A 20,889-nucleotide genomic window follows, 5' to 3' on the forward strand; every position below is an offset into this window, starting at 1 on the left:
CGCACCCTGCTGCTGGCCGGCTGCCTCACCGCCGCCATGACCAGCTTCCAGGCCCAGGCTTCCGGCGATGAAGATTCGCCGCCCAAGCCTGACTGCCCGAAAGGCCAGGTTCGCGACAGCAAGACCAACAAATGCGTGCCGCAACTGAGCAAAGCCGCTTCCGATGCCGATCGCACCGACTACGCTTACCGCCTGGCCAAGGCCGAACGCTATGAGGAAGCCCTGAGCCTGCTCGATACCCTGCAGGAGCCCAATACCGCCAAGGCCCTGAACTATCGCGGCTATGCCACGCGCAAATTGGGGCGTACTGATGAAGGCATCGGCTACTACCTGAAATCGGTGGCGCTGGATCCCAATTACGCCCAGGTCCGTGAATACCTGGGTGAAGCCTATGTGATCAAAGGCCGCATGGACCTGGCCCAGGAACAGCTGCAGACCATCAAAACCCTGTGCAGCACCAGTTGCGAGGAATACCGTGACCTGGCCGAAGCCATCGATAACGCTTCACGCACCTGAAGTCCGCTTGAAAACCTGCGCACCTGACCGGAGGTCGCCATAGCCAGCGATGCACAGCTCAGGACAGAACTGGGCCAATACCTGCCACGCCTGTGGCGCTATGGCCTGCTGCTGTCACACCAGCGCCACGTCGCTGACGACCTGGTCCAGGCCACCTGTGTGCGCGCCCTGGAGCGCGCGGCGCAGTATCGGCCCGACACCCGGTTGGACCGCTGGTTGCTGGCGATCCTGCACTCGATATGGCTCAACGAAATCCGCTCACAACGGGTGCGCCAGGGCCAGGGTTTTGTCGATATCGACGAAGCCCTGTCCGTGGACGGCGAATATATTGCCGAACAACAGGTGTTGGCTGGCCAAGTGATCCGTCAGGTCAACGCCCTGCCCGAGGCCCAGCGGGAAACGGTATTTCTCGCTTACGTTGAAGGCCTTTCCTACAAGGAAGTCGCCGAAGTGCTGCAAGTGCCCGTAGGTACGGTGATGAGCCGCCTGGCCAGCGCCCGCCTCAAACTGGCGCAAGGCGCGCGCGCCCATGCCTCCCTGGACAGCTCGCCGAGCGTATTGGCAGGAGAACGGCCATGAATGATCTGCCCCTCACTCCGGTCGCCGATGAAGATCTGGTGGCCTATATCGATGACGAACTGAGCCCGCAACAACGCGCCAGCGTCGATGCGGCCGTGCAACAGCAGCCGCAGCTTGCCGCACGACTTGAACTGTTACGCGGCAGCGAATTGCCATTTCGCCAGGCGTTCGACAGCCTGTTGGTCGAAGCGCCCCAGGAGCGGCTGCACGCCATGCTCGAAAATCTGACACCGGCGAAACCTGCCACTCCTGGTTTGAGTCGACGGCGCTTTTTTGCCGTGGCGGCCAGCTGCATGCTAGCCGGGGTACTGGCCGATCGTCTGTTTCTTGCTTCACGCACGCCGCCACCGAACAGCCGCGGTTGGCGCGGTGTGGTGGCTGAATATATGGCGCTGTATACCGCACAGACCCTGGAAAATCTCAATCCGGACACTGATGCGCAGAACCATCAACTGGCCTCGGTCGGCGAGCATCTGGGCCTGACCCTGGACACCGGGCGCGTCGACCTGGCGCAGGCGCAACTCAAGCGCGCTCAAATCCTCGAATACGACGGCGTGCCCATCGCCCAGATTACTTATCTGGACCCGCAATTCGGTGCCCTGGCCCTGTGTATCACCGCCAACGCGCAGGGCACGCCCACTCGCGGCAGCGAACAGCGACTGGGCATGAACGTGGAGTTCTGGTCCACCGACAGGCATGCCTTCATGCTTATCGGGCACAATCCGCCTGACGAGTTACGCAGCCTCTCCGAACGCCTCCGGCAGCGACTTCCTACGTGAAAAAGCGCGGCCTGACGCTGGAGTCATGCGGCGCTTTCTGGTCTAGTAACGCCCTCGTTTCTGCCCATTCGTTTTAAAAGGTACCCGCATGTCTGCTCAACGCCTGAAGCACACCTTGGTCGCCCTGACTCTGTTCGCAACCCTGGCCACCGCGCCATCGGTGTTCGCCCATGCGCATCTGGAAAGCCAACTGCCTGCCGCCGACAGCACCGTCCCCGCCGTCAAGGAACTGCGCCTGACTTTCTCCGAAGGCGTTGAAGAGAAATTCACCAAGATCAGCATCACCTCCACCGTCGGCGGCAAGACCGAAGTCGAGGCCACGGCCAATGTCAGCACTGACCCAAACGACAAGAAAATCCTCATCGTTACCCCTGCCGCGCCCCTGGGTGCCGGTTCATACAAGATCGAATGGCACGCCGTCTCGGTCGATACCCACAAGAGCGAAGGCAGCTACAGCTTTACCGTCGCCCCGTAAGCGCATCCATGCAAGACGCGCTGATCCTCTGCCGTTTCCTGCACTTTTGCGTGGTGCTGGTCCTGTTCGGGCTGTGTTTGTGTCGGCACGCGCTGTTCGCTGCGCTGCTGGGGCGTAACGGCATCGGACGAAACGATGCACAACTGGAGAAAGGTCTGCACTGGCTCGCTGCTGCAGGCCTGCTCAGTGGCATCGCCTGGCTATTGCTGACCGCTGCCAGCATGGGCGGTAACTGGCAAGAGGGTCTCGATCCGCAGACCGTACTGCTGGTGCTGGGCAATACCTTCTTTGGTCATGTCTGGAGCTGGCATCTGGCGCTTAATGTGCTGCTATTAATTGCCCTGCTGAGCCCGCTCGCAACGGCCTGGCGATTGTCGCTGAGCACCCTGCTGCTGTTGACCCTGGCGCCAGTCGGCCATGGCGCCATGTTCGACGGTCTCGAAGGCCTGCTGCTGATACTCAATCAAGCCGCGCATCTGCTGGCCGTTTCCACCTGGCTCGGCGGGCTGGTTCTGCTGATGCTCCTGGCTGGCGATCGCGACACCGATAAACGCGCCCTGCTCCTGCGCTTCAGCGGTGTCGGCTATTTTTTGGTGGCGGCGATCATCGTTACCGGACTGATCAACGTCCGCGCCCTCAGCGGCGCGCTCTGGCCCAGCCCGGCATTCGCAGGCTTCGGCCTGATCCTGTCGATCAAACTGGCCATGGTCCTGTGCATGTTGGCCCTGGCCCTGTTCAATCGACTGGTTTTGCTCGACCCGCAGCGCCCCATCGGCATTCTCAAGCTGAGTATCGCCGTCGAATGCCTGTTCGGCTTTGCCGCCGTGGCGGCGGTGTCATTGCTGGGGACCCTGCCGCCGGTGCTCGCAGGCTGATCAGCGCGCCAGATTGACCACCACCCGCCCGCGCACCTTGCCTGCAAGAATCTGCGGGGCCACTTCCAGCACCTCACTCAAGCCGATCTCATGGCTGATCAGCGGCAGTAAGGATTGATCAAGATCAGTTGCCAAGCGTGCCCAAGCCTCCAGGCGGTCTTCCCGTGGCCGGTTGACACTGTCGATCCCGGCCAGAGTGACGCCGCGCAGGATAAAGGGCGCCACCGAGCCGGGAAACTCCATACCCTGAGCCAGACCACAGGCGGCGACGGTGCCGCGGTAGCGAGTGCTGGCGCAGATATTGGCCAGGGTATGGCTGCCAACCGAGTCGATGGCACCAGCCCAACGCTCCTTGGCCAGCGGTCGCCCGGGCTCGGACAAGGTGGCGCGATCGATGATTTCGGCAGCGCCCAGTTGCTTGAGGTAATCACTTTCGGCCACACGACCGGTAGATGCCACCACTGTGTAGCCCAAGCGGGCCAGGAGCGCGATGGCAAAGCTGCCGACGCCGCCATTGGCGCCGGTGACCAGAATCTCGCCCTTGTCCGGGGTGACGCCGTGCTTTTCCAGAGCAATCACGCTGAGCATCGCGGTGTAGCCCGCCGTACCGATGGCCATGGCCTGGGCAGGCGTAAACGCGCTCGGCAGCGGGATCAGCCAGCGACCCTGCAGGCGTGACTTCTGCGCCAGACCGCCCCAATGCACTTCACCAACGCCCCAGCCATTGAGCAGCACCTGGTCGCCGACCTTGAACTCAGGGTCGCGGCTGTCCTGCACCGTACCGACCAGATCAACCCCCGGCACCATGGGAAAGCTGCGTACCACGGGGCTGGCGCCAGTAATCGCCAGGCCATCCTTGTAGTTCAGAGTGCTGTAGGAAACGTCCAGAGTGACATCACCTTCCGGCAGCGAGTCTTCGCTGATATCTGTCAGTGCGGCGCGATAACCGCCGTCGTCTTTTTCGATCAAAATGCCTTTGAACATGACGCCTCCGATAATTTAGACCGATCGTCTTTTAATAGGCCAAACAATTCATTGCGGCAACCCGCGCAGGAACCCCGCAATGAAGGTATTCAGGGGAACATCGCTTTTCACCAGCCGGGCGCGCAGTACCGCGCCTTCCCAGCCAATCCAGAAATAGGCGGCCAGCTCGACGCAATCGGCGCCCATGGCCAGTTCGCCATGCGCCTGCGCCGCCTGCAGACACACCGTCAGGCGGGCCTGCCAGTCGAGAAAAATCGCTTCCAGTCGCGGGCGAAAGATTTCCGGCAGGACGCTGACTTCCTGCCCCAGATTGCCCACCAGGCAGCCGCGTCGATAATCGTAGCGAGCCATCCCGGCCTTGGCTTGCTGGACAAAACCCACCAGCCGTTCCAGGGGTGTCAGGCTTTCATCCAGTAACCAGCGATCCAGCCTGCGGGCGAAGAATGCCGCGTAATTTTCCAGCACGGCCTGGCCGAAGGCTTCTTTGCTGTCAAAGTAGTGATAGAACGAGCCCTTGGGCACGCCGACGCGCTTGAGGATGAAATCCAGGCCGGTGGCCATGAAGCCCTGCTCAGTAAGCACCTCGGTGCCGCAGCGGATCAGCAGCTCACGGGTGTGCAGCTTGTCCCGGTCGACACGAGGCGGACGGCCGGGGCGTCGAGGCAGATGTTGTGTCTGGGGGGCTTCTGTTGTCATATTTTGAATAATAGACTGATCGTCTCTTAATTCAAATACGACTAAAGAATGCCACCCTGTTAACCTTGTGCCGCTGCTCAACCATCCCCAAGATCATGGAGAGAAGACAATGACTGCCTGGCCCGACACCCGCATCCTGACCCTGTTCGGCATTGAACTGCCGATCCTCGAAGCGCCCATGGCCGGACCCTCCGGCTCGGTCCTGGCCATTGCGGTGGGCAATGCCGGGGGGCTGCCGTCCCTGCCCTGCGCGCTGCTGACCGAAGAACAGATTCGCAGTGAAGTCGCGCTGATCCGTCAAGGCACCCGCGCGCCGCTGAACCTGAACTTTTTCTGCCATCAGCCACCGGAACCGGACGAGCACCGCGCCCTGCAATGGAAACTGGCGCTGCGCCCGTATTATCACGAACTCGGTGCCGACTTTGACGCGCCGACACCGGTCTCCAACCGCGCGCCTTTCGAGGAAAGCAGCTGTGCCCTCGTAGAAGAACTCAAGCCGGAAGTGGTCAGCTTCCATTTCGGCCTGCCGCCCAAGGCATTCATGGATCGGGTCAAGGCCACCGGCGCCAAGGTAATTGCCTCCGCGACCACGGTGGATGAAGCGATCTGGCTCGAAGAGCGCGGCTGCGATGCGATCATCGCCATGGGCTATGAAGCCGGTGGTCATCGCGGCATGTTTCTCAGCGATCGTCTGGAAACCCAGGTCGGCATCTTTGCCCTGATCCCGCAGATCGTCGATGCAGTGAGCGTGCCGGTGATTGCCGCAGGCGCTATCGCCGATGGCCGTGGGGTGGCTGCAGCCTTCATGCTCGGTGCTTCAGCCGTGCAGGTCGGCACCGCCTATATGTTCTGCCCGGAAGCAAAATTGACCGCGCCACACCGTGTCGCTCTGAGCAAGGCCAAGGACAGCGAAACCGCGGTGACCAATATGTTCACCGGTCGCCCTGCCCGGGGCATCATGAATCGGGTGATGCGCGAACTGGGCCCCATGAGCGATCTGGCGCCACGTTTCCCCCTGGCGGGCGGTGCCTTGATGCCGCTACGGGCCAAGTCGGAACCGACCGGCAGTGGCGACTTCATGAACCTGTGGGCGGGCCAGGCGCTGGGCATCAAGCATGAGCTGTCAGCAGAGGCGTTGACCCGGCAAATGGCTATCTCCGCCTTGGAGAAGCTCTCGTGCCGTTAAACCGGGCTTCCGTGAATCGTGCCAGCGCTATATATTCAGTTATATAGCCCTGCCCCGGCACTATTCCTCCCCAAAACAACACCCTGGAGCTGTTCATGCGCTTGTCTACCCGTCTGTCCCTTGCTGCGGTCGTCGCCACTCTGGCGATGAATTCAGCCTTTGCCGACGAAGTCCAGGTGGCCGTTGCCGCCAACTTCACCGCGCCGATCCAGGCTATCGCCAAGGATTTCGAAGCAGACACCGGCCACAAACTGGTCGCCGCCTATGGCGCTACCGGGCAGTTCTACACCCAGATCAAGAATGGCGCGCCGTTCGAAGTGTTCCTCGCCGCCGACGACAGCACCCCGGCCAAGCTGGAGCAGGAAGGCGATACGGTCAAAGGCTCGCGCTTTACCTACGCCGTCGGCACCTTGGCGCTGTGGTCGGCCAAGGATGGTTATGTCGACGACAAAGGCGAAGTGCTGAAGAAAAACGCCTACCAGCATCTGTCCATCGCCAATCCCAAGGCTGCCCCTTACGGCCTGGCCGCTACCCAGACCCTGGCCAAACTGGGCCTGACCGAAGCTACCCAGACAAAAATCGTTGAAGGCCAGAACATCACCCAGGCTTATCAGTTCATCTCCACCGGCAATGCCGAGCTGGGTTTCGTCGCTCTGTCGCAGATCTACAAGGACGGCAAGGTCACCAGCGGTTCGGCGTGGATCGTTCCGGCCAACTTGTATGAACCGATCAAACAGGACGCGGTGATTCTCAACAAAGGCAAGGACAGCGCCGCCGCCAAGGCCTTGGTCGAGTACCTGAAAGGTCCGAAAGCCGCTGCCGTGATCAAGTCCTACGGGTATCAGCTGTAAATGTTGAGCGGGGCCGACTTTGCGGCGATAGGACTGACCCTGAAGCTGGCGTCCCTGACTACCCTGATTCTGTTGTTGGTCGGTACACCCATCGCCCTGTGGCTGGCCCATACCCGCTCCTGGCTCAAGGGGCCCGTCGGCGCCATCGTGGCCCTGCCACTGGTGCTGCCGCCGACGGTGATCGGCTTCTATTTATTACTGTTGCTGGGGCCCAACGGCGCCGTGGGCCAGTTCACCCAGGCCCTGGGCCTGGGCACCCTGACCTTCAGCTTCACCGGGCTGGTGATCGGTTCGGTGCTCTATTCCATGCCCTTTGTCGTGCAGCCGTTGCATAACGCATTCGCGGCAATTGGCACACGTCCGCTGGAAGTGGCCGCGACCCTGCGCGCCAATCCGCTGGACACCTTTTTCACCGTCATGCTGCCCCTGGCCCGACCGGGCTTTGTCACTGCGGCCATTCTCGGCTTCGCCCACACCGTCGGCGAATTCGGTGTGGTGCTGATGATTGGCGGCAATATCCCCGACAAGACCCGCGTGGTCTCGGTACAGATCTTCGATCATGTCGAGGCCATGGAGTACGCCCAGGCCCACTGGCTGGCGGCGGCCATGCTGGTCTTTTCATTTCTGGTGCTGCTGGTGCTGTATTCCAGCGGCACGCGCAAGGCCGGCTGGAGCTGATTCTTGACCTCTCCCATCGAAATCCGCCTGCGCGTGGCCTACCCCGAATTCAGCGTCAATATCGACCTGAGCCTGCCTGGTCGCGGCGTTACTGCTTTGTATGGGCACTCCGGGTCGGGCAAGACCACCTGCCTGCGCTGCGTGGCCGGCCTGGAAAAAACCGGGCACGGCTATATACGGATCAACGACGAAGTCTGGCAGGACAGTGACCGGGGGTTTTTCCTGGCACCACACAAACGTGCACTGGGCTATGTGTTTCAGGAAGCCAGTCTGTTTCCCCATTTCTCGGTGCAGGGCAATCTGGAGTTCGGCCTGAAACGCATCGCTGCCAGTGATCGACGCATCCAATTGCATCAGGCGGCCGAACTGCTGGGCATCGACCACCTGCTGGCACGGCGCCCCGACAAGCTCTCCGGCGGTGAACGCCAGCGCGTTGGCATTGCCCGCGCCCTGCTCACCAGCCCGCGTCTGCTGTTGCTCGACGAACCGCTGGCGGCGCTGGATAGCTTGCGTAAAAACGAGATCCTGCCGTATCTGGAACGTCTGCACGATGAGCTGCAGATCCCCATGTTGTACGTCAGCCATTCCCAGGACGAAGTCGCACGGTTGGCCGATCATTTGGTCTTACTTGAGCAGGGTCGGACCATTGCCAGCGGTCCCATCGGCGAGACACTGGCGCGCCTGGACCTGCCCTTGGCCATGGGCGATGACGCTGGCGTGGTGATCGAGGGGGTGGTCAGCGCCTATGACGACAAGTACCAGCTGGTGAGCGTGAACCTGCCCGGCAGTGCCCTGCAGATGCGCGTGACCCACGCGGCGCTGGCGGTGGGCAAGGCTCTGCGCTGCAAGGTCCAGGCCCGGGATGTCAGCCTGAGCCTGCTGGGCGACGAACCCAGCAGCATCCTCAACCGCCTGCCGGTGACCGTGGTCAGCCAGATCGCCGCTGACAATGCCGCCCACGTCCTGCTACGCCTGGACGCCGAGGGCACAGCGCTGCTGGCGCGGATCACCCGCTACTCGTTTGATCATTTGCAGATCTGTCCGGGCCAGCGCTTGTGGGCACAGATCAAGGCGGTGGCGGTGCTGGCATAAATCCCACAGGCCATTTCAACGCTTGGCGGTCTCCATCGCCACGGTAAACGACCGTACCGCCATCTCCACCTCCTTGAGCAAGACATCCTGCGGGGTGATAACCGCCTCGGGATTGCGCACATCGTGATCCATGCGGTCGGTCAGCACATAGAGCACATCCACCCCGCCCCTGGCCAGCGCCACCAGATAGTCCGCCTTGGGTAAACGCTCACCACTCTCATACTTGCCCTGGGCATTGGCCGCCACACCGCCCATGGCGCCGAGCGCCTGCTGCGACAATCCCAGACGCTTGCGCTCTGCTCTCAATCGCGTACCTAGTTCTTTCATGGACCTGCCTGCTCCGTTTGTCTTGGGCCCGCAAGTCTCGCAAAAAGCGTGGAGCCAATCCCTATCCAGACCACTCAGTCGGTTTTTCAGTGAAAACAAAGAGACTATTCCTACAAAAAATCGTCAGAACACAACAGCATTTGATACAAATCAGCCACATAACACTTATTGACTCCCGATGAAGGCCGCCCATGACTTCACAGCACGACGCCCCCGATGACGCCCTCCTGGCCAGCCCGATCAACCGAGGCCTGGTCCGGGTGCGCGGCGCCCGTGAGAACAACCTGAAAAATATCGACGTGGATATTCCCCGGGACGCCTTGGTGGTGTTCACCGGCGTGTCTGGCTCGGGCAAGTCATCACTGGCATTTTCCACCTTGTACGCCGAGGCCCAGCGGCGCTATTTCGAATCCGTGGCACCTTACGCGCGGCGCCTGATCGATCAGGTCGGCGTGCCGGATGTTGACTCGATCGAAGGCTTGCCGCCGGCCGTCGCCCTGCAACAGCAGCGCGGTACGCCGAGTACGCGCTCTTCGGTGGGCAGCGTCACGACCCTGTCGAGCCTGATCCGCATGCTGTATTCCCGGGCCGGTCACTATCCGGCCGGCCAAACCATGCTGTATGCCGAAGACTTTTCGCCCAATACGCCACAGGGCGCCTGCCCGCAGTGCCACGGTCTGGGTCGGGTGTACGAGGTCACTGAACAGACCATGGTCCCGGACGACTCCCTGACCATCCGCCAGCGCGCGGTAGCGTCATGGCCTACCGCCTGGCAGGGGCAAAACCTGCGCGACATCCTCGTCACGCTCGGTTATGACGTCGATATTCCGTGGCGCGGCCTGCCCAAGGAGCAGCGCGACTGGATTCTGTTCACCGAAGAACAACCCACCGCGCCGGTGTATGCCGGTCTGACCCCGGCCCAGACCCGCGAAGCCCTCAAGCACAAACTCGAGCCCAGCTACCAGGGCACCTTCACCGGCGCCCGGCGCTACATCCTGCATACCTTCACCCACTCACAAAGTGCGCTGATGAAGAAGCGGGTCTCGCAGTTCATGATCGGCAGCCCCTGCTCACTGTGTGACGGCAAACGCCTGACCCGAGCGGCGCTGTCGGTCACGTTCGCCGGTTACGACATCGGCCAACTGGCACAGATGCCGCTGCTGCAACTGGCCGAAATTCTGCGTCCAGTGGCGCAACAGAGCACAGGCAACCCGGACTTGTCCGTGGAGAAACAGCTCGCCGCCCAACGCATCGCCCAGGACCTGCTGGCCAGGGTCAGTACCCTCACCGATCTTGGCCTGGGCTATCTGGCCCTGGAACGCAGTACACCAACCCTGTCTTCAGGGGAGCTGCAACGGCTGCGCCTGGCGACGCAACTGGGTTCGCAGCTGTTCGGCGTTATCTATGTACTGGATGAGCCGTCCGCCGGGCTGCATCCCGCCGACGGTGAAGCCCTGTTCAACGCCCTGCAACGGCTCAAGGCCGCCGGTAACTCGCTGTTCGTCGTCGAGCACGATCTGGAAACGATGCGCCGTGCCGACTGGCTGATCGATGTCGGCCCCGCCGCAGGCGAGCATGGTGGCCAGGTGCTGTATAGCGGCCCGCCTGCAGGACTGGAGCAGGTGGAGGCCTCACGGACTCGCCTGCACCTGTTCGCTCAGCCCGATACCCGTCAGCACACTCGGCGCCAACACAAGGACTGGCTGCGCCTGGAAGGCATTACCCGCAACAATCTGAACAACCTGAGCGCCGAGTTCCCGCTGGGCTGCTTTACCGCCGTGACCGGGATTTCCGGCTCGGGCAAATCCAGCCTGGTCAGCCACGCCTTGCTCGAGCTGGTCGGCGAACATCTCGGCCAGACCCGCGCCAACAACGACAACGAAGCACCTAGCCTGGAAGACGACACGCCCCAGACCAGCAGCGGCCAGGTGGTGGCCGGGCTGCAGGCGATTCGCCGTCTGGTCCAGGTCGATCAGAAACCCATCGGCCGCACGCCGCGTTCCAACCTAGCGACTTACACCGGGCTGTTCGATAACGTGCGCAAACTGTTCGCCGCCACCGTCGAGGCGCAGGCCCGGCAATACGACGCCGGGCAGTTCTCCTTCAACGTCGCCAAGGGCCGTTGCCCGAACTGCGAAGGCGAAGGTTTTGTCAGCGTCGAGTTGCTGTTCATGCCCAGCGTTTATGCGCCCTGCCCGACCTGCCACGGCAGCCGCTACAACGAAGAAACCCTGGCCATACAATGGCAAGGCCTGAACATCGCCCAGGTACTGCAACTGACCGTCGATGACGCCCTCCCCGTGTTCGCCGACGAGCCCGGCATCCTGCGCGCCCTGACCGTGCTGCGCGATATCGGCCTGGGCTATCTGCGCCTCGGCCAACCCGCTACCGAACTGTCCGGCGGCGAAGCGCAACGCATCAAACTCGCCACCGAACTGCAACGCAACCAGCGCGGCGCGACCCTCTATGTCCTCGACGAGCCCACCACGGGCCTGCACCCGAGCGACGTTGATCGCCTGCTCAAGCAACTCAACCAGTTGGTCGATGGCGGCCATACGGTGGTCGTGGTCGAACATGAAATGCGCGTCGTGGCCCAGAGCGACTGGGTCATCGATATCGGACCGGGGGCCGGGGATAAAGGCGGCAGGATTGTGGTGAGCGGCACGCCGGAGACGGTGGCGGGCAATAAGGAAAGTCGGACGGCGCCGTTTTTGCGTAAGGTATTGGCTTGAGTAAATCCACCAACGATACGTAGATTCATGATTTTTCGACATTTTTGCACACGCATGCGTGCAGGATTTTGTCGCACTTTCCTGGACAGTCGGCTTGCTTCACTGGGGAGGGATGTATATATTCCCTGCCTTGGCGCTACCGCCCCGATGGCGAAATTGGTAGACGCAAGGGACTTAAAATCCCTCGTCCTTTGGACGTGCCGGTTCGACCCCGGCTCGGGGCACCATATATAAATCAAGGGCTTGCGTGAGTTTCTCACGTAGGCCCTTGTTGTTTCTGCTGCCTGATTTTCCTCCGTCCCCTCTGACGGTCCCCCTCGGCAGAAATGCGACAGTGCGCGCAAGAGGCGCAAAAGCAATCAAAACGCCACTATCGACCAGATTCAGGCTTACACTGCAACACAGCTATCAATCACTCTTCATCGTATTCCCGAGGTTCATATCATGCGTTTGACATTCCCTGCCCTGGTTCTTGGATTGCTGGTTGTGCAAGGCGCACTGGCTGGCGAGGCTTCTACAGCCGTGGGTGGCGGTCTGGGCGGTGCGCTGGGCAATATCGTCGGCCAGAAAATGGGCGGCAGCACTGGTGCAGCACTGGGTGCCGGTGTTGGCGGCGCAGCAGGCAGCGCGGTCGGCGCCAAGAAAGGCACCAAGGTCAAGGCAGCCATCGGCGGTGGCCTGGGTTCGGCAGGCGGTTCGTTGCTGGGCAATAAGCTGGGCGGCAGCACCGGTGGGACGATCGGCGCAGGCCTCGGTGGCGCTGCTGGCGGCGCAATCGCTGGCAGCATGGGCGGTGACAAGAAGTCGCACAAAAGACACGATAACTGAGTAACCCAAAGGCTTTGCAGGCCTGGTCCTGCAAAGCCCATGACCGGGCTACTTGGGTGAAAAAACAAGCAACAGCATCAGCAGCACAAGCAAGCCGCCGATCAACCAGTCCACAACACTGCTTTTACGCCCCGCCCGCCGCAACACCCTGTGCTCCAGGCACATCACCTCCTCGACGTACATCTTGATAAACAGCAGCTTTTCGTCCTCCGAGCAGGACGCGAGAAACGCCTGCAATTCCTCCATCTGCTGGTTCTCCAGGCGCAATACGTCTCCGCCCCGCTCATGCACGACTTTGCGCTCGGTGAAATCGCGCAACGCCCTGGCTCTGGCCCTGGTTCGATAAGTTCTTTTTTTAATAGCCATGTCACGCCCCTGACCCCAAGACCTTTGGGGAGCGGGTGAAAGCTAGCAATTAGCTAGTGGTCATGGGAGGTTCAAGCATCAATCACAGAAACTTCCCACATAACAGAAAGAGAAGACTTACATGCGATCTTCCTTTTGAATTAATAATCCGTGCAAACTCTAGCCGTTTGGATATCCAGCCATAACGCCTCAATGCACCGAGAAGCCTATTTCTAAAAGGGCTGGCAACGACTTAACCCTCTCCAGGGTGTCCTTGCAGAATGCAGATTTTGAAGACCTGAAATCAGCATCATTGGGCCTGCTCCTCAGGCTTGTCCTGGTTGGGCTGGCACTGACGATGATATGGCTCGACGTCGCGATCTTTCATACAGAAATTCTGGAAATCTCCTTCACCGAAATCAGCCAGGAACTGATGCTTTTTGTCTGTGCGCTGCTCTTTTGGTTTTCGCCGGGTGACACTAGCCAGAAAGGCTTCAAGCTCCTGGCGGGCGGTTTTTTTGCCTGCTTATTGATGCGCGAACTCGACGGCCTGTTCGATCCCATCAGCCATAGTGCCTGGTGCCTGCCCTTCGCCCTGATCGCTATCGCTTGTCTGGTCAAAGGCTTCAACGCCAGCAATCGTGATAACGCTTTTGCCGCACTGTCAGCGTTCAGCCGCACGCCGGCTTTCGGCACGCTTTCGACCGGGCTGGGCATTCTGGTGTTCTCCCGGATTTTCGGCATGGGTGCGCTATGGCACGCGATTCTGGGCGATGGCTATGCACGCCTGGCCAAGACCACCGTAGAAGAAGGCGTCGAGTTACTGACCTATTCGATGTGGCTGGCGGGGAGCGTCGATTATTATTTGCGGCAGCGCGCGGTGGTTGCAGGTAACAAGAAAAAACTATCGGTCGAAAGCCTCGGACGCCATGTCTATAGCCCGAGCAAGTAACCAGCGCGGCCTGATTAGTAACCGGGCCGCTATCTGACATGGTGATGCACAGTGATAGCGAGTTAGAATCACCGTCCTCCCCATGAAACGGAATTCCTCCATGTTGCTTCGCGCAGTCTTGATGCTGCTCGCCTTCGCCACCCTTGGCGGCTGCGCATTCGGCCATAAACTCGATTACCGACAATCCACTACCACCACGTCTGCACACACCTCCAAGCCTATCGCGATCAACGTGATCGATCAGCGCCCTTACGTTATCTCCGGCGACAAGAAACCGATCTACGTGGGTACATTGCGGGCTCTGTATTATAACCCTTTCAATATCAACACCTTGACCGGCCTGCCGTTATCTTCGGACCTTGCTGAAGCGATACGAGTATCCCTGGAACACGCGTCGATCAATGCCAAAGTGGTCTATTCGACCCTCGACGCAGAGCCTGGGCAAAAGCTGCTGGTGCTGACCGTCCGCGAGTGGAAAAGCGATGCCTACATGCGCATCCGCTTCGACTACGACATTACCGCAAGCGTAATAGATGGGGCCGGCAAAGAGTTGGCGAGCAAAAGTGTCAAGAGCACCCTCCAGATCAATAACTACATTCTTGCAGGCTCCAACGCCCTCCTTAACGTGCTGGACGACAAAGAGATTGTCGCGGCATTGTCTGCGGATTCGGTGGCAGCCGTCACTGTCACTGTCCCGGCTCCTGCGGCCAGCGCACAGCGTCCATGAGCATGTGTGACGAGGTCAGGTAACCCGCACATTGGAAGCCTACTGTGAAGCGGGCTTCCTGGCGCCGCGGATCAACTTCAGGTTCTTTGGCACCAGAAAGTCGATCACATCGTCAGTCACATAAAAATAGCCCTCAAATTCCGACTGATCCTTTCGCCAGAACGCCACGTGACTGGTGTGACTGGCGATATCTTCGGCACCCATCAGCAATGCCGGATAAGCAGAATCAAACCCTGCTCCGCCATAAAAACTGATTAAGTAAGCCGCGATGGATTCGTACTCTTCGCGATTTTTTGACTGTATGGCTACTTCATAAAAGAGCCCGGCAAAAAGGCAGACTCGGGCACTGATCTGATCCCGTCCGGGAATAAACCCGCTTAAGTGACTGGCTTTACGGCAGTCCAGCGCAGGGCTGATCTGATCCGGCTTGAACGCTGCGGACATACCCACCGCCACCTCCCCCAACTTCAACCCGGCAAACGTGAACGCCGGATTGATTGTGCGTTTGAGGCGCAGATCAGCGACGTTTAGCTCAAACATTACGATCCCTCGTGATTTGACCGGAAGTTCGATCGACAGCCTTTGGGCCATGGTCAACGCACCTGAGAAGGCGGCGCTCTGGACCGGGGCAAATTTGCCGGGGCGGGCATGATCGGGAACGATATCGATGATCTTCACCGTCCCCACATCGAACTGGACGGTCATTTTGCAATCTTCGTCAGTGCAATCGAGCTGGTCGCTTTCAAGGGTAAACACAACGCCGGATTGTTGTTCACTCTCATGGACGACCGTCATAGTCAGACCTGTCGATTCATTATCGGTGGCCTTTACTCTTTGTCTGGCAGCGTGGCCAGTGTTCTCCTTGAGATCGAAGTATTCCCAGGCCGACGATAGAGCGGGTGAAGAGAGCAATACGGCAATCGTTGCAACCAATACCTTACGAATTTTCATCCCTGCACCTTCGTCTTTAGAAACGCCAATCTAACAGCATCTCGCTTTTGCAGCGCCCTGCCATCCTCATAACCAGGTTCAGCACCCAAGCAGAATGGACGCCAGGGCGCTGAAACTGACCTGCGTTTGCGGTTACCGCAAACATGCCATCGATGAGGAAATCAGCGATTAGTTTGAGCTTGTGCCGATGCAGAACCAGGTAAACAAACACGTCTGTAAATCTATGGTTGCCGCGATCGGGCGAGCGCTGGGGAGGATATGCAGGAGCTGCGCTTGGTTGATGCACATGGTTCTCCAGACACAAAAACCCGGTGCCGGGCCGGGTTCGTGGGTAGCCATGGCGTCCCTCCCGCCTTGGCGGCGGGGATATACCACTGCAAGCGCGACGACCAAAGGTGCCGTATCACTGCGTCACTACCCTGCACTCCTACACAAGAAAACTGTCTTCCGTTACCTATGCTGGCAGAGGCCCGGACGCGCGGTAGGCTTCGATCAAAGTGTCGAACAGCGAGATGTCAGACCGACTTCTTGCGATGAGCTGAGCGCCAGCAACGGCTGCAAAAATGGCACGTGCTCGAGCCTCACTGTTCTCCGGCTTGCATACCTTCGCGGCCGAAAGAAGCTTGGTTAGCCAAGCGATGTTGACGTCCGCAAATGTCTGCATTTCCTTTGTCATCTCGTTTGGCAGGTTATCCGTCTCCGCGCCCATGAAGCTGCCCAGGCAAAGGCGATTATCTGCTTCCAGTGAGCGACGAAAAATCTCAGGAAAACGACGTAGAGCGTCTATCGGGTTCGGGTTTTCTTCGGAAATCGTCTCAAGTGCGGCCGCGCCGTCCTCCCAATATCTCTTGGCAACAGCAACACCAAGATCGGCTTTGCTAGGAAAGTGGTAGTAAATGCTCGCCGCTTTGATCCCTACCTCTTGGGCAAGGTCGCGAAAGTTCAAGCCATTGAAGCCTTGTGACTGGGCAATGTTCTTGGCGGCCAACAGGATGGCCTCGCGTGCGTTGGTGGTCATTGTGGTGCCTTTCGTCATGAGGACGATGTCTCAGATGGTGTACGACCATGCTATATCAAAAGCCTACCTTTGGTTAGGTAGACTTGGCGTCGCTGGAAGGGAGATAACGCGCAGCCTTTCTCTGCTACGGCGGGAATGTGGAACCTGTCGTTTTCTGAGTGCCGACGGTTTGGTCGTTGCCAGCGTCCGTCGAGAACGCCATGCAACGGCGGTCCCGACGGTTGCGGAGCTACTCACTCGCCGTTATTCGGCCAGCGAGTCCAGCTCAGGAATACCACTACTGCGATCAGCGTAGGCAGCCTTAAAGCTAGAGCGCTTCTGCCAGCGCTTCCAGTAAGCGTCCAGAAACTCGAAACGCTCATCCAGAGGGGTAGCGTTGACCGGGAATTTGGAGAACGCGATTGCGGTTGCCAGGGTGATGTCGGAGAAGGTGGGTGCATCCCCGCCCAGCAACCATTCGCGGCCGTCGGACAGATGACGGTTGACCAGCGCAGCATGGGCCAACGCTTCCTTGCGGCAGTGCTCGCCCCAAGCCTCGTTTTTGGTAAGTTCGAGCTTGAAACCGAGCCCGGTGTGCAACACGTGAAACGCCGTGACGATCCGGTACAGGATGTGCACCCAGACCCGGTTGTCCCACATATTATCGAGCCCTTGCTCTAGTGCGCTCTCGCCCATGATCTTGCGACCGGGATAGGACTGGTCGAGATAACGAACGATGGCAGCCGTTTCAGAAATGAAGCTTCCGTCCGCCAATTGGAGCGTGGGAGTCTCGCCCCACGGATTCATGTTGAGGTGACGCCAGCCACGCTGCTCGCCCCCTGGGGCCATGTCATAGATGGTTTCGTCGAACTGATCAGCGATGCCCTTTTCGTGCATGAACAGGCGCAGGCGCTGCGGGTTGGGGAAGGCCGAAGGAGAGGTGAAGAGTTGAAGTTTAGAAGTCATGGTCGATCCTGGAGGTTGGTGGCTTAGAAACCTAACTAACGTTAGGTAAACAAACCATAGAGGGAACGCTACCCCGAGTCAACCCCTATCTAACATTTGTTAGGTTTCATTTTTGAGAGAGTCATGCGTGGAAGGCAAAGGGCATGACGACACGGAGCTCCACTCTCCGCTCCGGTTGTCATCGGGTGTACGAAGCCATTTCTGTCGTTGTAACTCCCCTCACCACCAGGACCTGGCTTTACGTATCAAGGCGTTTCAGTTCCGGGATATTCGGCCAAGAGCGGCCTCGGATATAGAAGACATTTCCCAGGCCAGCAAACTGCTCGGTCACTCCTCAGAGAGGATCACCAGAGACGTCTACCGACGTGTCGGAGAGATCGTAAAGCCGACCCCATAATCGCGGTATGCGGAACGCATTTGGCGATATGCGGAACACTTTCGACTTTTCCGCGCCCAATAAAAAACCCCGCAGACGTTAATCTGCGGGGTTCTTAGAGGTGGAGGCCGAGGTCGGAATCGAACCGGCGTAAGCGGATTTGCAATCCGCGGCATAACCATTTTGCTACTCGGCCCCAAACGCTCAGTGTCAAGACACAACACTCAACGCGTACAACTCTGAACTGGAAAATTCTTTTACCTATCTTCCAACTCTTTGAAATCTAAAGGTTTTTTCTATCCCCTGACTCGGGAATGGACGCAATTCTGTACGTCTTCGTTGGCCCTGTCAACCGTCAGAGGAAAAAAAGCTGTAATTTCCATCGGTTGCCTTGATAGCGCAGTGTATCCAACGTAATGGAAGGCCAGGGAGGCGTGGAGGCCTCTGGAGTAGTAGAGGCAATAACAAGCGCTGCGGCGCACCAATCTTGCAGCGCAGCGACACTTCAAACTTGAGTAGCGTTTTATAGCAGTGCGTCAATGTATCTGCCTCGGGTCAGCTGCCCACTGCCCGCAAAACGCTTTGAAACATGCACGTAACAAGAACACACTGAGCGCCATTTCAGCAGCCTGACAGTGGTCCGGCCAAAAGGTGATCACCATGATGGACAGCCTGAGCGGCATCACTGCGTTTATTCAGGTCGCCGAAACCCGCAGCTTTACCGAGGCCGGACGGCTATTGGAGGTGTCCTCCTCGGCCGTGGGCAAAAGCGTATCGCGGATGGAAGAACGCCTGGGCGTACGGCTGTTTCACCGCAGCACCCGCAGTGTCACCCTGACCGTGGAAGGCGAACTGTTTCTTGATCGCTGCAAGCGCATCGTCAGTGAACTGGAAGCAGCGCAGATCGAGTTATTGCAGCTGTCCGCCACGCCACGGGGCAAGATCAGGCTCAGCGTGCCGATCCAGAGCAACCTGATCATGCCGTTGCTGGCCGGTTTTATTCGTGCGTATCCGGAGATCGAACTGGATGTCGATATGTCCGATCGCATGGTCGACGTGATCGAAGAAGGCTTTGACGCCGTGGTCCGTACCGGTACGCCCCAGGACTCACGACTGATGGCGCGAAAACTGGGCGAATACCGGCTGCAATTGGTCGCGTCTGCGGACTATCTGGCACGTCACGGCGAGCCGCAACACCCCGATGAGCTGGCCCGCCACGCTTGCCTGCTGCACAAGTTTCCCGCCACCGGCATGATCGAACGCTGGCCGTTGCAGGTCGACGAAGAGCCGGTTGATCTGGCGCTGTCGAAAACCATCACCTGCACCACCATGGATCCCCTTACCTATCTGGCCCTGGATGGTGTTGGCATTGCCTGCCTGCCCGACTTCTCGATCAGGGCGCCGCTCAAGGATGGTCGGCTGCAAGTGGTGCTGGCCGACTACACGGTGCATAGCGGCGACCTGTGGATGCTCTGGCCGTCGTCGAAACAGGCGGCGCCGAAGCTCAGGGCGCTGATTGATTATTTCAAGCAGCATATTTTGCAGGGGTGAAACCGACCGTCTTGACATCCTCCCCTCCCTCTCGGCCTGCTACGCAGGGCCTCGCCAGACAAGCTGGAAAGGAAGCGGATTCCTACCGTGTTTAGCCCGTTAGGGCTAACTCACCTCGCTGGGTTCCTGCTGCTGACGGCCTTACAGCACCATTCACTTCACAGGCGAACCGGGCATGTCCTGCCCTTAAAACATTGATCGCACCAACAACGTCGGCGTTATCCTCGAAACCACATTCGACACACCGGAACTGGGCCTGTGTCTGCCGGTTATCCTTGCAGACATGCCCACAGCATGGGCAGGTCTGGCTCGTATAGTGCGGTGCAACTGCAACGAGGTATCCACCCTTCCATGCCAATTTGTAGTCCAGTTGCCGACGAAACTCGAACCAACCCTGGTCGAGAATCGCTTTGTTCAGACCTGACTTGGCCCGAACATTCCTGCCTGGTTGCTCACTGCCCCCTGCCGATGACTTGGACATATTGCGAACCTGCAAGTCCTCGACACAGACCATCGCGTGGTTTTTGCTGATGCTGGACGTGGTTTTGTGCAGGTAGTCGCGGCGAGCGTTACCGATATGGCTGTGAATGCGCTGAACACGGGCTTTTGCTCGTTTCCAATTACGGCTGAATCTGGTTTTTCGGCTCATCGCCTGCTGGGCTTTACGCAAAGCGTTTTCATGGCGCTTGAAGCTGTTGAGCGGCGCAAAGAACGTACCGTCCGAAAGCGTGGCAAAGCGCGAAATACCCATGTCTATGCCGACCGCATTGCCGTGCGGTGTTGCTTGTTCGACTTCACGGCGAGTTTGAATGCTTACGAACCACTTGCCGCCTGACTGACTCACGGTAGCGTTGCGCAGCTCACCAAGCACTTGGCGGCTGTTGCGGTAACGCACCCAGCCAAGCTTGGGTAGGAAAATGCGTGAGTTGTCCTGATCCAGTTTGATTTGCTTGGAGTCTGGATAACGGAAGCTACCTCCCGAGCCTTTTTTCTTGAAACGGGGGAAGTCGGCACGTTGTTCGAAGAAATTCTTATAGGCCAGCTCCATATCTTTGAGCGCATGTTGCAGCGGGTGTACAGGGGCCTCTTTCAACCAGGGTGTTTCTGCGCCGTTGCGCCAAGCGGTGAGTCTTTTTGCCATCGCTACATAGCCGATGAATGTGTTCCCCGCTTCATGATTTTCCTTCTGCAATGCCAAGGCCTTATTGAACACAAAGCGGCATGCCCCGCAGAAGCGGCGCATATCACGCTGCTGGTCGCCGGTTGGCATGAGTTCGAATTTAAAGGCTTGGAGTCGTTGCATAACCTCCATGATAGTCTTGGCCTATGACGAAAAATCAAAAAGTTCGAAACAGAAATAAAAATAGACAAGTCCTACATGCCACTTCCTCATCATAGTGATGACTGCAATATCCAGAAATAAAAC

Annotated in this window: 22 protein-coding genes, 2 tRNA genes and 1 pseudogene; 16 read left to right on the top strand and 9 right to left on the bottom strand. The window is 59.0% G+C overall.

Going from position 1 to position 20,889, the window contains the following annotated elements:
* The first annotated feature begins 36 nt into the window (after window positions 1-36).
* From AC1Z24_RS17540 to copD, 5 genes are all read left to right on the top strand, one after another.
* Window positions 37-516 (top strand): tetratricopeptide repeat protein, encoded by a 480-nt coding sequence (locus AC1Z24_RS17540; RefSeq protein WP_409033921.1) that lies wholly within the window; start codon window positions 37-39, stop codon window positions 514-516.
* 69 nt (window positions 517-585) lie between these two features.
* Window positions 586-1,095, top strand: a complete 510-nt coding sequence (locus AC1Z24_RS17545; RefSeq protein ID WP_483746653.1) for an RNA polymerase sigma factor — start codon at window positions 586-588, stop codon at window positions 1,093-1,095.
* Entirely contained in the window at window positions 1,092-1,874 is a 783-nt protein-coding gene (locus tag AC1Z24_RS17550; RefSeq protein ID WP_483741946.1) for an anti-sigma factor family protein, read from the top strand. Before AC1Z24_RS17545 ends, AC1Z24_RS17550 begins: the two co-directional genes overlap by 4 nt.
* Window positions 1,875-1,962: 88 nt before the next feature.
* Window positions 1,963-2,349, top strand: coding sequence for a copper homeostasis periplasmic binding protein CopC (gene copC, locus AC1Z24_RS17555; protein ID WP_483741947.1), 387 nt, complete (start codon window positions 1,963-1,965; stop codon window positions 2,347-2,349).
* Window positions 2,350-2,357: 8 nt separating this feature from the next.
* Window positions 2,358-3,224, top strand: coding sequence for a copper homeostasis membrane protein CopD (gene copD, locus AC1Z24_RS17560; protein WP_483741948.1), 867 nt, complete (start codon window positions 2,358-2,360; stop codon window positions 3,222-3,224).
* Here copD and acuI read toward each other — a convergent pair whose 3' ends face one another.
* Both acuI and acuR read right to left on the bottom strand, forming a co-directional pair.
* Window positions 3,225-4,208, bottom strand: coding sequence for an acrylyl-CoA reductase (NADPH) (gene acuI / locus AC1Z24_RS17565; protein ID WP_483741949.1), 984 nt, complete (start codon window positions 4,206-4,208; stop codon window positions 3,225-3,227).
* 48 nt (window positions 4,209-4,256) lie between these two features.
* A complete protein-coding gene (gene acuR, locus AC1Z24_RS17570; protein WP_483741950.1) occupies window positions 4,257-4,904 on the bottom strand; it encodes an acrylate utilization transcriptional regulator AcuR in 648 nt (215 codons plus the stop codon).
* 109 nt (window positions 4,905-5,013) lie between these two features.
* On the opposite strand from acuR, the gene AC1Z24_RS17575 reads away from it, so the two are divergent.
* The 4 genes from AC1Z24_RS17575 (at window position 5,014) to modC (ending at window position 8,711) form a co-directional block, all read left to right on the top strand.
* Entirely contained in the window at window positions 5,014-6,090 is a 1,077-nt protein-coding gene (locus AC1Z24_RS17575; protein WP_483741951.1) for an NAD(P)H-dependent flavin oxidoreductase, read from the top strand.
* Between the two features lie 101 nt (window positions 6,091-6,191).
* Window positions 6,192-6,941, top strand: a complete 750-nt coding sequence (gene modA / locus AC1Z24_RS17580) for a molybdate ABC transporter substrate-binding protein (protein WP_483746654.1) — start codon at window positions 6,192-6,194, stop codon at window positions 6,939-6,941.
* Window positions 6,942-7,619 (top strand): molybdate ABC transporter permease subunit, encoded by a 678-nt coding sequence (gene modB / locus AC1Z24_RS17585; protein ID WP_483741952.1) that lies wholly within the window; start codon window positions 6,942-6,944, stop codon window positions 7,617-7,619.
* A 3-nt stretch (window positions 7,620-7,622) separates the two neighbouring features.
* Complete coding sequence (gene modC / locus AC1Z24_RS17590) at window positions 7,623-8,711, top strand: molybdenum ABC transporter ATP-binding protein (RefSeq protein ID WP_483741953.1); 1,089 nt, start codon at window positions 7,623-7,625, stop codon at window positions 8,709-8,711.
* Window positions 8,712-8,726: 15 nt separating this feature from the next.
* Here modC and AC1Z24_RS17595 read toward each other — a convergent pair whose 3' ends face one another.
* Complete coding sequence (locus AC1Z24_RS17595) at window positions 8,727-9,038, bottom strand: helix-turn-helix domain-containing protein (protein ID WP_483741954.1); 312 nt, start codon at window positions 9,036-9,038, stop codon at window positions 8,727-8,729.
* Window positions 9,039-9,229: 191 nt separating this feature from the next.
* On the opposite strand from AC1Z24_RS17595, the gene AC1Z24_RS17600 reads away from it, so the two are divergent.
* The 3 genes from AC1Z24_RS17600 to AC1Z24_RS17610 all read left to right on the top strand — a co-directional run bounded on the left by AC1Z24_RS17600 (window position 9,230) and on the right by AC1Z24_RS17610 (window position 12,598).
* Window positions 9,230-11,770, top strand: coding sequence for an excinuclease ABC subunit UvrA (locus AC1Z24_RS17600; protein ID WP_483741955.1), 2,541 nt, complete (start codon window positions 9,230-9,232; stop codon window positions 11,768-11,770).
* 141 nt (window positions 11,771-11,911) lie between these two features.
* Window positions 11,912-11,997 (top strand) — tRNA-Leu (locus AC1Z24_RS17605).
* Window positions 11,998-12,214: 217 nt separating this feature from the next.
* A complete protein-coding gene (locus AC1Z24_RS17610; RefSeq protein WP_483741956.1) occupies window positions 12,215-12,598 on the top strand; it encodes a bacteriocin in 384 nt (127 codons plus the stop codon).
* Between the two features lie 48 nt (window positions 12,599-12,646).
* Here the strand turns inward: AC1Z24_RS17610 and AC1Z24_RS17615 are convergent, their stop codons facing one another.
* Window positions 12,647-12,964: a hypothetical protein gene (locus tag AC1Z24_RS17615; protein WP_483741957.1), complete on the bottom strand. Its 318-nt coding sequence runs from the start codon at window positions 12,962-12,964 to the stop codon at window positions 12,647-12,649.
* 253 nt (window positions 12,965-13,217) lie between these two features.
* Here AC1Z24_RS17615 and AC1Z24_RS17620 point away from each other — a divergent pair, with 253 nt between their 5' ends.
* Together AC1Z24_RS17620 and AC1Z24_RS17625 are read left to right on the top strand one after the other, a co-directional pair.
* Window positions 13,218-13,895, top strand: coding sequence for a hypothetical protein (locus AC1Z24_RS17620; RefSeq protein WP_483741958.1), 678 nt, complete (start codon window positions 13,218-13,220; stop codon window positions 13,893-13,895).
* A gap of 100 nt (window positions 13,896-13,995) precedes the next feature.
* Window positions 13,996-14,622: a hypothetical protein gene (locus AC1Z24_RS17625; RefSeq protein ID WP_483741959.1), complete on the top strand. Its 627-nt coding sequence runs from the start codon at window positions 13,996-13,998 to the stop codon at window positions 14,620-14,622.
* Window positions 14,623-14,661: 39 nt separating this feature from the next.
* On the opposite strand, the gene AC1Z24_RS17630 is transcribed toward AC1Z24_RS17625, so the two are convergent.
* From AC1Z24_RS17630 to AC1Z24_RS17640, 3 genes are all read right to left on the bottom strand, one after another.
* A complete protein-coding gene (locus tag AC1Z24_RS17630; protein WP_483741960.1) occupies window positions 14,662-15,573 on the bottom strand; it encodes a hypothetical protein in 912 nt (303 codons plus the stop codon).
* Between the two features lie 454 nt (window positions 15,574-16,027).
* The gene (locus tag AC1Z24_RS17635; protein ID WP_483741961.1) at window positions 16,028-16,591 is read right to left on the bottom strand and encodes a TetR/AcrR family transcriptional regulator; all 564 of its coding nucleotides are present in this window, start codon (window positions 16,589-16,591) and stop codon (window positions 16,028-16,030) included.
* A 243-nt stretch (window positions 16,592-16,834) separates the two neighbouring features.
* Window positions 16,835-17,536 (bottom strand): glutathione S-transferase family protein, encoded by a 702-nt coding sequence (locus AC1Z24_RS17640; RefSeq protein WP_483741962.1) that lies wholly within the window; start codon window positions 17,534-17,536, stop codon window positions 16,835-16,837.
* A gap of 232 nt (window positions 17,537-17,768) precedes the next feature.
* Here AC1Z24_RS17640 and AC1Z24_RS17645 point away from each other — a divergent pair.
* Window positions 17,769-17,933, top strand: a pseudogene (locus tag AC1Z24_RS17645) (integrase); the annotation flags it as partial.
* Window positions 17,934-18,034: 101 nt separating this feature from the next.
* On the opposite strand, the gene AC1Z24_RS17650 reads toward AC1Z24_RS17645, so the two are convergent.
* Window positions 18,035-18,108 (bottom strand) — tRNA-Cys (locus AC1Z24_RS17650).
* Between the two features lie 467 nt (window positions 18,109-18,575).
* Here AC1Z24_RS17650 and AC1Z24_RS17655 point away from each other — a divergent pair.
* A complete protein-coding gene (locus AC1Z24_RS17655) occupies window positions 18,576-19,463 on the top strand; it encodes a LysR family transcriptional regulator (RefSeq protein ID WP_483746655.1) in 888 nt (295 codons plus the stop codon).
* Window positions 19,464-19,554: 91 nt separating this feature from the next.
* Here the strand turns inward: AC1Z24_RS17655 and AC1Z24_RS17660 are convergent, their stop codons facing one another.
* Window positions 19,555-20,766 carry an RNA-guided endonuclease InsQ/TnpB family protein gene (locus AC1Z24_RS17660; RefSeq protein ID WP_483741963.1) on the bottom strand — a complete coding sequence of 404 codons (1,212 nt, stop codon included), beginning with the start codon at window positions 20,764-20,766 and terminating at the stop codon, window positions 19,555-19,557.
* Between the last annotated feature and the right edge of the window lie 123 nt (window positions 20,767-20,889).

The organism is Pseudomonas sp. JL23 (assembly GCF_056933585.1).